Annotated in this window: 10 protein-coding genes; 3 read left to right on the top strand and 7 right to left on the bottom strand. The window is 73.3% G+C overall.

What is annotated here, in order from left to right; genetic code table 11:
- Positions 1 to 341, bottom strand: a 341-nt coding sequence (locus ACFYL6_RS29675; RefSeq protein ID WP_387176306.1) for a GntR family transcriptional regulator, incomplete at its 3' end; no start/stop codon positions are given.
- Between the two features lie 63 nt (positions 342 to 404).
- Here ACFYL6_RS29675 and ACFYL6_RS29670 point away from each other — a divergent pair.
- On the top strand, positions 405 to 605 hold the full coding sequence (locus ACFYL6_RS29670; protein ID WP_387176304.1) for a hypothetical protein: 201 nt from the start codon (positions 405 to 407) through the stop codon (positions 603 to 605).
- Between the two features lie 194 nt (positions 606 to 799).
- Here ACFYL6_RS29670 and ACFYL6_RS29665 read toward each other — a convergent pair whose 3' ends face one another.
- A complete protein-coding gene (locus ACFYL6_RS29665) occupies positions 800 to 1,441 on the bottom strand; it encodes a hypothetical protein (RefSeq protein ID WP_387176302.1) in 642 nt (213 codons plus the stop codon).
- A gap of 358 nt (positions 1,442 to 1,799) precedes the next feature.
- Here ACFYL6_RS29665 and ACFYL6_RS29660 point away from each other — a divergent pair, with 358 nt between their 5' ends.
- The gene (locus tag ACFYL6_RS29660; protein WP_387176300.1) at positions 1,800 to 2,354 is read left to right on the top strand and encodes a hypothetical protein; all 555 of its coding nucleotides are present in this window, start codon (positions 1,800 to 1,802) and stop codon (positions 2,352 to 2,354) included.
- Between the two features lie 143 nt (positions 2,355 to 2,497).
- Here the strand turns inward: ACFYL6_RS29660 and ACFYL6_RS29655 are convergent, their stop codons facing one another.
- The 3 genes from ACFYL6_RS29655 to ACFYL6_RS29645 form a co-directional block, all read right to left on the bottom strand.
- Complete coding sequence (locus tag ACFYL6_RS29655) at positions 2,498 to 3,592, bottom strand: hypothetical protein (RefSeq protein ID WP_387176298.1); 1,095 nt, start codon at positions 3,590 to 3,592, stop codon at positions 2,498 to 2,500.
- Between the two features lie 2 nt (positions 3,593 to 3,594).
- Positions 3,595 to 6,126, bottom strand: a complete 2,532-nt coding sequence (locus ACFYL6_RS29650; RefSeq protein ID WP_387176296.1) for an FtsK/SpoIIIE domain-containing protein — start codon at positions 6,124 to 6,126, stop codon at positions 3,595 to 3,597.
- A gap of 97 nt (positions 6,127 to 6,223) precedes the next feature.
- Positions 6,224 to 8,905, bottom strand: coding sequence for a hypothetical protein (locus ACFYL6_RS29645; RefSeq protein ID WP_387176294.1), 2,682 nt, complete (start codon positions 8,903 to 8,905; stop codon positions 6,224 to 6,226).
- A 142-nt stretch (positions 8,906 to 9,047) separates the two neighbouring features.
- Between ACFYL6_RS29645 and ACFYL6_RS29640 the strand changes: the two genes are divergently transcribed.
- Positions 9,048 to 10,601, top strand: coding sequence for a M1 family metallopeptidase (locus tag ACFYL6_RS29640; protein WP_387176292.1), 1,554 nt, complete (start codon positions 9,048 to 9,050; stop codon positions 10,599 to 10,601).
- A gap of 105 nt (positions 10,602 to 10,706) precedes the next feature.
- On the opposite strand, the gene ACFYL6_RS29635 is transcribed toward ACFYL6_RS29640, so the two are convergent.
- Together ACFYL6_RS29635 and ACFYL6_RS29630 are read right to left on the bottom strand one after the other, a co-directional pair.
- A complete protein-coding gene (locus ACFYL6_RS29635; protein WP_387176290.1) occupies positions 10,707 to 11,201 on the bottom strand; it encodes a hypothetical protein in 495 nt (164 codons plus the stop codon).
- Positions 11,202 to 11,270: 69 nt separating this feature from the next.
- Positions 11,271 to 12,668 (bottom strand): MFS transporter, encoded by a 1,398-nt coding sequence (locus ACFYL6_RS29630; protein ID WP_387176288.1) that lies wholly within the window; start codon positions 12,666 to 12,668, stop codon positions 11,271 to 11,273.
- Positions 12,669 to 12,799: the final 131 nt, after the last annotated feature.

Raw genomic sequence — 12,799 nt, 5'->3', positions numbered from 1 at the left:
CTCAACGACCGCCCCCGCATGACCCTGGGCTGGGCAACCCCAGGCGAGAAAATGACCCAACTCCTCAATGTTGCAACCACCGGTTGAGCCCGCCGAGCTAACGGAAACTGTCCAAGATCTGGAGCGACGCCTTGAGATTGGGGCCGTTCGGCGCTCGGCGACGAACACGCCGACGCCACCGACGTCTCCACCAAGCCCTCGATCTTGAGCGCGTTGATGGCCTGACGAACGACGATGGCCGAGACGTCATGCTGACGGCACAGCTCGGAGGTCGACGGCAGCTTGTCGCCCCGCGCAAGTTCGCCGGACTTGATCTGAACGCGGATGCCGTCGGCGATCACCGCCCAAGACCGGGCGCGACGTCGACCCGGTGCTGGGCGAGGCGCTGGTGTGGGCGGGGCTCGGTGAGCGTCCACCCGTGCCCCACGACGCGGCGGCCGATCGTCGCGCGGACGGTACTGCTGCTCGGCCTGCTCGAAGACGAAGGTCTCACCGACCGCGAACTCGACGAAGTCCTGGTTGCCGCCGCACACGTCGCCGACGACTCGGCGCACGTCGCGGATCCCCAGCAGACAGGCGCACCAGCCGAGTCCGACCGGCGCTAAGCCAGTCAGTCCAAGATCGACACGAGATAGCTGAAGTCGGGGTATCCCGCTGGCATGGATACCCCGACTTCAGTGAAACCGAGTGGATCATGCCCGCCGGCGGGCCGAGACAGCGCCAGGCAGGCCGGGACAGCGCCAGGCAGGCCGGGACGGGCCAGGCGGGCTACGCAGGCCGGGACGGGCCAGGCGGCGCGCTACGGCGACGGCGGGCCGTTCTGCGCGCGGGTGATCAGGTCGTGCAACGGCTTGGTGCCGCTGCCGACCATCACACCGGTGACGACGGCGTCGACCCAGACCGCGATTCCGTTCCAGTCGGCACCGGCGACCGCGTGCAGGACGTAGAACCCGCCGGCGCTGGACGCCACGGTGGCCAACCCGCTGGCGAGACCCCACGCGACGATGGTGCGGTTCGCCTTCGCCCGCGCGACCTTGGCAGTGGCCACGGCGACCGCCTCGCGGTCAGCCTCGGTGGGGCCGTCGACCCGGCTGGTCACGTCGGTCACCGTTCGGGACAGCGCGGCCTCGGCGGCGCGTCCCGGCAGCCACCGGGAGAACGGTTCCAGGATCCGCTCGACCGCTGCGGCGAAGACCAACAGGGTGAGGAAGACGCCAGTGGTGTCCTCGGGCTGGATCTTCGCCGCGGAGGCGCCGCTGCGCCAGATCACCCAGCCGGCGACCGCGCCGACGGCGATCAGCCCGAAACCGGCGACCACCGCGCCCGCGCCGGCCTGCTGTGACGCGGCGACGACCGACAGCCCCGGCTCCTGCTCGGGGCGGGGCGTCGCCGTACCGGCGTTGACCGGTGGCGGAACAGCAATCCCGCCCCCTGTCGACATCGGCTCAACCTGGGTGGACGTCTGTCCCTGCAATTCCCTGACCAACCTTTCGACAGCCGCTCGCGAGACGTCGAGGCGTGATGATCCAGACCCTCGGCAAGCGGGTTGCGCACCGACTGCGCTCGGGGCGCGAGACTACGGCACCGGAGCGAGCACGGTGGACGGCCGGGACCTGTGGCGTTCCGAGGCGCGTGGTGCCACGCCGAACACAGTCACGCCGCACACAGTCACGACGAACACAGTCACGACGAACACAGTGGAGTGACCGACCGGCAGACCGCCATGCCGGGCTCGGGGACCACGCCCGAGCGCGAAGCCTCCTAGACTCGGTCGCAGCTGGCTGAGGGAGTGACGTGGCTTGACGGTTCAGAAGACAGACACGACATCGGCCGGTCGTGGTCGCCGGGCTCGCGTCATTGGGCTGTCCGGCGGTCTCATCGGGCTTCTCGCCCTCCTGCTCGTCGTCTCCGTCGCGACCGGTGACGGGCAGAGCATCCTCAGCAGCCTCCAGTCGTCGTCGCCAGCAGCCGCGCCCAGTCCGACCCCAGAGTCTCGGGCATCGTCCGACCGGGCCTGCATCGCCAAGACCAAGGGCCAGGATGCGGTGGCGTATTTCCATCGGGACATCCCCGAGGGCCGGTGGGGAGAACCGCTGCGGGGCACCGCCTCGGCGGCCAGTGAGCCGTACGTGCTGTGGCTCTTCGACGCTCAGTGTGAACCGCACCGGGCGATCGAGGTGCCAGCGCGGACCAGTCGCACGTTCCGGGCCCAACTGGGTCAGGTCTGGTACTACGCCGAAGCGTCAGCGGGGCGGCCCGTCGACGGCTGCGCCTGCCGCGTCTTCAGCCCTTCGAACAGCGGCGCGGAGCAAAGGTTCAGCGACGCCGGCAGCGTCACGTACCACCTGGACTAGCCGGAAACCGACCGCGAACCGGTCACCGGCCGAAGATCGACACGAGTTTCAGGATATTGGGGTGTCCCACCGGCTCGGACACCCCGGTTTCCGCGAAGCCGGGTGGATCACGCCGGGATGAAGCCTCCGAAGCCGAGCCGGTGTCAGCGCAGGCCGCGGACCATCAGCAGGTAGGCGCAGTAGGCCATCGGCACCACCAGGAAACAGATCAGGAACCCCAGCGGCAGGTACCGCGGCGGGGTACCGGCGACCATGGCCGGCCGCCCCCACCGGCCCAGCACCAGGTACCCGCCGAAGAACGCCACCGCCGGCAACCCCGCGCAGACCCACGCGCCGAGGGTGAACCCGTCGACCAGGCCGACCCCGGAGGCGAGCACCAGCATCAGCACGAGCACCCCGGCCGCCGCGCCGCACCCGGCGTAGACGGCGACCGCCCGGGCCAGCGGCGACCACGTCGGCAGCAGCGCCGGCCGCTGGGCCAACAACTCCGCCTGCTGCCCGTGCCGGTCGGCCTCGTCGGCCATCCGCCGGGCCAGCTCCAACTCCACCGCCGGGTCGGCCGCCGCCGCGCGCTGCGCGGGCACCCCACCGCCCGCCGGGCTCACCGCCGTCGGCAGCGCCAGCCGCGCCTCCCCCGCCGGCAACTGGGGGTACGCCCCGACCCCCGCCCGCCCCGGCGCGCCGGCTGCGCCGGCGGGTTCCCCGTCCCCGGTTCCGGGTGCGGTGGGTGCGCCGGCAGCGAAGGACAGGCCGGAGCCGGTGACGGAGGACGACCCGAAGCCAGCAACGGGAGACGGGCCGGTGCCAGGAGCGGAGGGCGAGCCAGCTCCGGACGGCGGGCCGGGCCAGGTGGCGGTCTCGCCCGGCGTCCCCGTCCCCTGGCCCGCGCCCGGGCCGGACCAGCCGGCGGTCCCCGACGTCCCCGCCCCCTGTCCCGCGCCCGGGCCGGACCAGCCGGCGGTCCCCGACGTCCCCGCCCCCTGTCCCGCGCCTGGGCCTGGACCAGGACCAGGACCAGGACCAGGACCAGGGGCCGGGGCGGCGGGTGGTTGGTCGATGCCGATGGCTCGGCCGAGCTGGTCGAGGCGCTGCCCCTGGGCGGTCAGCCGCTGCTGGAGGTAGTCGACGGCGGCGTGCAGGTCGCGGCGGCGCGCGGATTCGGCGGCGGCGTGCTGTTGCCCGGCGCGGTGCTGCTCCGAGAGTTGTCGGGCCAGTGCCGCGTACTCCTCGAAGGACACTGTCACCGCTCCCCGTCCGGCTCGTGCCCGTCGCCGACGAACGGGACGATCAGCCGGGTGCGCTGGTCGTGCCTGTCGATCAGCAGCGCTCGGTCGGGGCGGGGCGTGTAGGTCAGGTCGTGCGCTCCGAGGTGCATGGCCAGCTCGGCGCCAGGCACGTTGAGCGCGACCAGGCAGGCGACGTCGTCACGGTTCTGGGTGCCGCCGAGGTCGTCGGCGAGCCGGCGGAGCCCCCGCCACCAGCCGAGCAGGTGCACCCCCTGCCCGGGGCCCTGGCGCAGGACGGTACGCAGGTCGTCCAGGCCGGAGCGGAACGTGCCGGGGTCGGTGGCACCGAGGACGGGCGCGGCGGCGTCCATGCCGAACACCACCAGGTATTCGCGGCCGGTGGGCTCGGCGGCCAGCGCGGTGATCCGGTCCCGCAACCCGGCCGCGTTGAGGCGCTGCACCGGGTGGCCGGCGGCCCGCAGCAGCGTCTCGGTGTCGTCGGCGACCGGTTCGGCGACGGTGACCAGGCAGGCCAGGTGGAAGCGGGCGTCGCCGGGGGTGTGCTGGCGGGCCAGGCTGAGCGTCGCGGCGCGCAGCACGTCCGCGCCGGTCGGTGCGGTGCCCACCACGGCGAGGTGCCGGCCGGGGGTGGTGTCCATCAGGAACAGTGCGGTGGTGCCGTGCACGTCGACAGTTCGGCCGACCAGGGCCATCGGGCGTCGACCACCGGGGCGCAACCCGACGAAGGTGGGGTCGTCCTCGATCCGCGCGGCTTCGTACCCCTTGAAGACCGCTGGTGCCCGCGAGCCCGGCGGGCGGGCCTGCCACAGGTCGTGGCGTAACGCGGCGAGGTCCGCCGCGGCGGCGTGCGCGTCGGGGAAGCGCAGCACGGTGTCGGCGCCGACCGCGCCGGCGGCGGTGTTGACCACGGCGGAGCCGATCGGCAGCGCTGCGGCGGCGTCGTTGAGCTGGTCGAGCACCCCACCACCGCCGGGCAGCGCCACCCGCAACGCGAACTGCCCGAAGATCGCCTCGGCCCGCCCGTAGAGGGCTTCGATGCCGGTCATGCTCTGGCTGGCCAGCACCAGGTGGATGCCGTACGAGCGGCCCTTGCGGGCCAGCTCCTCCAGCAGGTCGACGGACTCGCGGGCCAGCGCGTCGTTGCCGGCGAGCAGCACGTGGAACTCGTCGATGACGGTCACGATGCGCGGCAGCGGATTGTCCCGGGGCAGGTCGGCGAGCTTGGTGACGCCGTGCCGTTTGAGTGCGGTGGCCCGGCGTTGCGCCTCCCGGCGAAGCTCGCGCAGCACGGCGAGGCCGTACTCGCGGTCGGACTCGATGCCGACGGCACGGGCGTGCGGCAGCCAGGACGGGTCCCGGCCGGTGGGCACGAACTCGGTGAAGCTCACGCCCTCCTTGAAGTCGAGCAGGTAGAGCTGCAACTCGGCCGGCGAGTAGCGGGCGGCCAGCCCGTAGAGGACGTCGAGCAGGAAGACGGTCTTGCCGGCGCCGGTGCGTCCGCCGACCAGCCAGTGCGGGGTGGCGTCGTCGAAGGCGAGCGTCAGTGGGGCGCCGCCGGCCCGGCCGATCATCGTGCGCAGACCGTTGCCGGCGGACTCGGCCCACCGCCGTTCGGGCAGCAGGTCGGTGAAGGGCAACGCGTCGGCGCGACGGGTGGCGGTGCCGAGGTGCTCGGCGAGCGCGCGTACCGAGGCGGGCGGCGGGTCGCCGTCGAGCAGGACGGGTGCGGCGAGCCCGCTGCCGTCGGCGCTGAACGGGGTGCCGGGTGGGTCGCCGACGTGCGCGTACCCCTGGTGGAGCCGGACCGCGGTGGTGCCGCCCAGCGGCGGCGCGGTCTCGCCGGGCTGCCGGGTCGGGTGGCCGGCGAGCAGCACGCACACGGCGGCGGCCGGGCCGGCGTGGGTGAGCGCGGCGAGCCGGGCCAGCTCGCGCGGCGGCGGCGCGGCGGTGGCGACCACCAGCAGCAGGCGCCGGGCGGCGGGCTGAGCGTGCTGTGCGGCGCGGGCGTGCTGCTCGGCGGCGTCGAGCAGCGCGGCCACCTCGGCCTCGCCGGTGGCGGGCGGGTCGAGCACCCCGGCGTCGAGCAGTGGGCGCAGCGGGCCGAAGGTGGCGCCGAGCGCGGCGGTGTCGATGCCGGCGACGCGGACCTGGCCGGGTGGCGCGGTGGCGACCAGCCGCAGTACGAGCGCCCGCAGCAGCCCGGCGACCTGCGGGTCGCGGGCGTCGGTGTCCACCGCCAGGTGGTGGCCGCCGCCGAGCGGGACCAGCACCGGGAAGCTGCCGTCCGAGGTGGACGCCTCGCCGATCCGCACCGCGGTCGGCTCGTCGGTCAGCTGCGTGACACCCGGGGCGGGGGTGGCCAGGGCAGCGCCGAGGCGGGCGAGGCGGGTCACCAGATCGTCGCCGCCGAGCGGCGCGGCGGCGGTCGGTGCCGCCCCCAGGACGCCGCGGGCCGCGTCCAGATGCGCCCGAGCCGCCCGGTGGGAGTTGACCGCCTGCCCGTACGCCGACGCGAGCCTGCCCACCCTCTGCCCCCAACGCCACGGCCGTCTGGTCCCAGGAACCCTAACGGACACCGACGGCACCCGGACAGTCCTGCGAGGACGTGTCACGCCGGACCGGTCAGGCGGGGCCGCACGTCGCCGGGCCGGTCGCGTCGGCCGCCCCGCAGCGGAACACCTCCACCGGCGCCCTCGCCACGTCGGGCACCTGCTCCACCCGCATCAGGGCCAGCCGCTTGTCGACCGGCTCCCCCGAGTCGGGCGTGAACCGGATCAGCCCGGCCACCCCCGGGTAGCCCTGCCCGGCGTTCTGCCGCAGCACCTCCGCGTGCACGCCCACCGGGTTGACCGAATCCGGCTCCCAGCGTTGCCGGGGGTCGGCGTGGTGCAGCCGGGCGGCGAGGCTCTCCACCGCCCGGACCAGCATCATCGACGCGTCGTAGGCGAGGCTGACCCGCTCGCCGACCTGCTCCTCGGAGCCCGGCCGGCAGCGCGGCGGGTCGAGCAGGTCGTCGGCCTGGATCCAGGACAGGAAGCTGGCCCGGGCGTCGTCGTCGCGCCGGTCCTGGGCGGCCCGCAGCGCCGCGCAGGTGGCCAGGGACGCCTTGGAGACGTACGTGACGGGCAGGTTGCCGGGCGCGGCGGCGCGCAGACCCGGGTTGGCCATGTACCGGTTGGCCGAGTCGTCGGCGACGAGGTGTCGGGGCGGGTTGCCGCCGCACTCGCGCAGCGCCCGCAGGAAACCGTCGAACTCCGACCATCGACCGGCGTAGAAGAGCAGCCCGGGGTAGCCGCACTCGTCGGTCAGCCGCTGGCCGGTGCGCCACTCGTCGAGGCGGGTGATCCGGGGGCCGAACTGTTGTCGGAGCCCGTCGACGAGGGTGCCCACGTAGAGGTCCTCGGTGAGCGAGCTGCCCTCCAGGGTGGTGTAGAAGACGTGCGCCTCGTCGACCTTCAGCACCTGCTTGGCGTACGCGTCGACAAGCTTCACCTGATCCTTGTTCGGCGCGGAGATCTGCAGGTAGAGGCGGGAGTTGGCGTCCATCTTGTCGGCGGAGAGGGTGGGCGCCAGCACCGGCAGCCCGACCTGGTTCAGCGCACGCAGCGCGCGGGCGGTGCTGCTGCGGCTCTCCACCAGCCCGACCACCCCGAGCACCGTGGGGTCGTCCCGGGCCAGCTCGGCCAGCATCGCCACGGCCCGGTCGGCGTAGATCATCTGCCGGCCACCGTTGGCCACCACGATCCGCAGAAGCGCGGCGCCGTCGGCGCCGGCCGACTCCTTCAGCAACGCGTACTGGGCGGTGGCCATGCCTTCGAGCTCCTCACGCTCGGAGACGTACGACTCCTCGTCCGCGCGGGTCCGGTTGCCGGTGAGGGTGCCGAGGTAGACCAGGGTGAGGAAGGGCCGTCGTCGGTCGCTGCGCTGCCAGACCTCCTCGGCGGCGCGGTTCTGCGCGAAGATGCGCTCTTGCACGGTGCGCAGCCGGTCCTGACCCGGGTCGTTGTTGAACACCTGCGCGGCGCTGTCGCTGTAGCCGACACACTCGCCGCTGCCGACCACCTCGACCGAGACCTGGCCGGTGAGCGAGGGGTGACAGCCCGGCCCCCACCGGCTGGCCACCCACAGGCCGAGCGCCGCCACCAGCACCAGACACAGCGCCGCCGGCAGGAAGCGCCGCGACCACCACGGCGGGTCGGGCGCGGAGAACGGCCGCAGCCCGCCACGTGACGGTGGGCCGGTGTCGGTCTCGTCGGGACGCAACGCCACCAGCCAGGTGGCCGGGCGGCGCAGCCGCCGCATCTCCGGAAGCGCACCGGCCCACTCGTCGTACGCCTCGTCGGCCTCGGTCAACGGGTGCGGCTCGGGCAGGTCGGGTGGGGGTTGCCCGCCGGACGCGACGATCAGCAGCGGGTCGTTGCGGCCGGTCTCGGTGCGGACGTCGCCGATCAGGCGGACCAGTTCCCCGCCGACGTTGCCGGGTGCGACGTTATCGATCAGCAGCGCCGGGTACGCGGTGCGCCGCCAGTCCGCCGGACGCCACGGCCGACGCCGGTACGCCTGCCGCAGGTCCTCCAGGAACGCGTGCAGCAGCAGCTTGTTGACCTGGTCGGGTTGCTCCCCGTCACGCCAGCCCGCGGTGAGCCGCTCGGCGAAGCCGAGGAAGGTGACCGACTGCCGGGGCGCCAGGTACTGCTGGCGCATGAACCAGTTGTAGTGCCGCCCGAGCACCGGCACCCGCCCGGAGACAGCAGCCCGGAAGACCACCCCCGGCACGGCGCGACGGACCAGCCAGAGCAGCACCTGCGAGACGATGCTGACCGCGTCGCCGCCGGAGGGCAACGCCTCCGGCGTACGCGGGCCCTTGCGGTCGCGTAGCCGGCGGACCAGGGCCGCGCGGCTGTCGTCGGCGTCGACGCCCAGGCTGAGGCTCTGCTGCATCAGCCAGTCGGCGAGCGGATAGTGCCGGAAGCGCAGTCGGGCGGCGCCGAAGGCCTCCAGGGAGAGCTGCCGGTGCAACTCGCGCAGCAGTGCCGGCACGTCCCCGGCGCCGGGCGGCACGTCGGCGTCCAGCACGGCGTGCGGAACCCGCCGCCGGGGGCCCTGGCCGAGGAACCGGCGCAGCGGCACCATCAGATCCGCGGTGTCGGAGCGGACCAGCCACAGCAGCGGCAGCCGGCGGTCGCCGCGACGGGGTCGCCGCAGCAGCCGGGCGAGCAGCGCGAACAACTCCAACCCGCCGGGCGGCAGCCGTTCCCGGCCCGCGGTCGACTGCCGTTGGCCGATCAGCTCCCGCTTGGGCAACTCCGAGCGCCGCGCGCGTCACCTCCGATCAACACAGTGTGACCTTGCGGCGCAACGGACGCCAGAGGCCAGCGACCGACCATGGGTGTGGCGGGCCGGCGACGTTCACAGTTGTCGATTAGGTTGGCGTTGCGAACACCCGATGGAGGGAGTCCACCCCGTGCGACGAGTCCTCACGGCGGCCACCACCGCCCTGACCCTCACCACCGCCGGCACCATGCTCGCCGGCACCCCCGGCCAGGCCGCCCCGGCGGCGGCCTGGGGCCGCCCCGTCGTCTCCGCCGCGCCGCAACCCGGCGCGCCCGGACTCGGCGACAGCTACTTCCCCGACTACGGCAACGGCGGCTACGACGTCCAGCACTACGACGTCCGGCTGCGCTACGAACCGGCCACCGACCTGCTCACCGGTACCACCACCATCCTCGCCACCGCCACCCAGGACCTCTCGACGTTCAACCTGGACTTCCTGCTCGACGTCGAGTCGGTCCGGGTCAACGGCTGGGCGGCGAGCACCAGCACGGCCGGCGCGCACGAGCTGGTGGTCACCCCGGCCCGCACGGTAGCCCGGGGTCAGCAGCTCACCATCGTCGTGCGCTACTCCGGCGTCCCGTCGGAGGCCCTGGTCAACGGCTACACCGGCTGGACGCGCACCGACGACGGCGCCCTCGCCGTCAACGAGCCCGAGTCGGCGTGGTGGTGGTTCCCGAGCAACGACCACCCGCTGGACAAGGCCACCTACGACGTCTCGGTGTCGGTGCCCACCGGCGTCGAGGTGATCAGCAACGGCGTGCAGCCGAGGCCGCCGCTGGCCGAGGCCGGCAACCGCACCCGGTGGATCTGGCGGACCACCTCCCCCACGGCCACCTACCTGGCCTTCATGGCCATCGGCCAGTACGACATCGTCACCGACACCGCGCCGAGCGGCCAGCCGGTGATCAACGCGTACAGCACCTCGCTGGGCGCACTCGGGCCGGCGGCGCGGGCCAGCATCGAGCGGACCGCCGAGATCGTCGACTGGGAGAGCGGGATCTTCGGCCCGTACCCGTTCGAGGCGCAGGGCGGCGTGGCCGGGCCGGTGGACGGCATCAGCTTCGCCCTGGAGACGCAGACCCGACCGGTCTACGGGCCGGGCTTCTGGCGACGCGGCGCCAACACGTACGTGGTGACGCACGAGCTGGCCCACCAGTGGTTCGGCGACTCGGTCTCGGTGGCCGACTGGCGCAACATCTGGCTCAACGAGGGCTTCGCCTCGTACGCCGAGTGGCTCTGGTCGGAGGAGCAGGGCGAGGGCACCGCCCAGGAGGTCTTCGACTTCACCTACGCCAGCTACCCGGCCGACGACGAGTTCTGGCAGGTGCTGCCCGGCGACCCGGGTGCCGCTCGGGTCTTCGACAACGCCGTCTACGACCGGGGCGCGATGACCCTGCACCAGCTGCGGCTGGCCGTCGGCGACGACGCGTTCTTCGAGATCCTGCCGACCTGGACCGCCGAGCACCGGTACGGCAACGGCACCATCGAGCAGTTCCAGGCCCTGGCCGAACGGATCTCCGGGCTGGACCTGGACGACCTCTTCACCACCTGGCTGTTCACCGCCGGCCAACCCGACGTGGCGAGCGCGGCCCGCAAGGCCGCCCCGCCGACCGAGCCCAAGTCCTGGGCCAAGATCCGCGAGTCGCACCACCTGATGTCGCACTAGCAATCTCGACCGGGCTGAAGATCCGCGCAACTTCAGGGATGCAGGTGCCTCCGCGGCACCCGAGGCACCACTTTCCCTGTTGTTGCGCGGATCTTGGCTTGGGGCTCAGGCGGTCGTGGCGCTCGCCTCGATGGCGCGGATGTGCCGGTACGCGAACCAGAGCGGCGGGAACGCCCCGACCGCGAAGGACAGGTCGACGAGCGTCCAGAACCAGGGGATGTCCCGGATCGGTCCGCAGATAAGCGCCAGCGGAACGATGCCCGCGCAGGCGATCATGCCGACCTGCACCACCCAGACGTTGCGCACCGGGTCGCGCAGCGGCCCCCAGAAGGCCACCGCCAGCACCAGGTGGGCGAAGGCCAGCCAGTCGGTGCCGTAGAGCAGGAACGGGTAGTCCTCGCCGGCCGTCACGAGCCCGGTGTGCACCCGCTCGATCCAGGCGACCAGCGCGGGCAGTTGGTCGGCGAGCGGGTCCAGTACGCGCAGCAGCCAGCGCACCTCGATCTCCAGCGGAAACGCGGTGACACCGCTCAGGAAGAGCCCGATCAGCACGATCCACAGCCATCGGCGGGTTCGCCGTAGGCGCTCCTCGATCTCCATGATCGCAGCGTAACGATGATCTTCGTGTCGTCCTGTCCCGGAAGCTGGCCGCCCGGGGTGACCGCTGTCTCAGCGGTTCGCCGCCGGGGCGGCGGTGGCCAACTCTCTGAGCCGGACCCCGCCCGACCGGACCGCACCGGCCTCGGCGGGAGCGATGACACAGACCGCCCCGGTGGGCCGGACGATGCGGGCGGCCCGGAACGCCGCTCGTCGTACCGGATGGCGGGGCCGCGGCACGACCAGCGCGAGGGTCACCGCGCGGCTACCCTGCCGGTCCAGGGCGACGCCGGCAGCCACCGTGGCGATCGCCGCGGCCGAGCCGGCGAGGACGAGCGTCTGCCGAGGCCCGGCGTGTTCGGCGAGCCAGCCGAGCAGTGGAGCACCGACCGCGGCGGAGACCGAGCCGGTGACCGCCAGGGCGGCGAGCACCCGGCCCCGCATCGCGGCATCGGTGTCGAGTTGGGCGCGGGTGCCGACGGTGGTGTCGATGACCACCGCGGCGGCGGCGATCGGCAGGATCACCGCGGCGAAGCTCCAGGCGCCCGGCGCGAGGCCGGCGACGATCTGCAACCCGCTGGCGAGCAGGCCCGCGACGACGAGCGTCCGGTAGCCCAGGGAGCGCCGCCGGGCCGCGACGAGCGCACCCACCACCGTTCCGACCGCGAACACGGTCGACAGCAGGCCGTACCCGGAGGCGCCGGCGTTCAGTGGGCCGTCGCTCATGGCGGCCATGGTCACCTGGTAGTTGCGGCCCAGGCTGCCGAGCACGAACGACAGGGCCAGCGCGAGGAGCAGCACCGGCTGCCCCCGCAGGTAGGCGAACCCGGCCCGGACACCGCCCCGGATCCGGCCGCTGTCCGGCACCGGGAGGCCGGGCACGGCTGGCGGGCGTACGGCGAACAGCGCCACCACCACGGCGGCGAAGCTGGCCGCGTTGATGCCGAACAGCAGGGCGGGGCCGACGGCGGCCACCACCACGGCACCGAGGCTCATGCCGAGGATGCGGCCGGCGGAGTTGGTGAGCGAACCGAGCGCCAGAGCGTTGCCCAGCGTCTCCCGGTCGACGAGGCTGGCGGCCCAGCGCCCCAGCACCGGGCCTTCGATCGCCGAGACGGCTCCGGCGGCCAGGGAGATCGCGAAGATCAGCGGCAGGCCGCCGACCCCGGTCAGGGCGACCGCCGCCAGTCCGGCGGCGAGCGCGGCGTGGGCACCCTGGGCGGCGATCAGCAGCGGACGGGCCGGCAGCCGGTCGGCCAGCACACCGCCCCAGACGCTGAGCAGCAACGTGGGCGCGGCCTGGAGCAGCACGGCGAAACCCATCGACGTCGCCGAGCCGGTCTCCTTCAGGACGTACCAGTTGACCCCGAGGACCTGCATCCAGGTGCCGATGACGGAGACGAAGCCGGCGGTCGCCCAGATCCGGTAGTCACGGTGGCGCAGCGCGGCGAAGGTGGCACCTCTGGCCACGACGAACCTCCAGCGATCGGCAGCATGCTCATTCACACCGATCGCGGCGCGGTTCGGCAGCCGGCAAGTCTTGCCGGCCTAAACCTGTTTGCCCACTTTTGTGAGTGGCTTCACCAGCGGGAATGTCCGGT

Source organism: Micromonospora sp. NPDC007208, assembly GCF_042869175.1.
GTDB classification, from domain to species: Bacteria; Actinomycetota; Actinomycetes; order Mycobacteriales; family Micromonosporaceae; genus Micromonospora; species Micromonospora foliorum.
The sequence above is the reverse complement of the archived record's forward strand: the minus strand, read 5'-3'. Positions and strand labels throughout refer to the sequence as shown.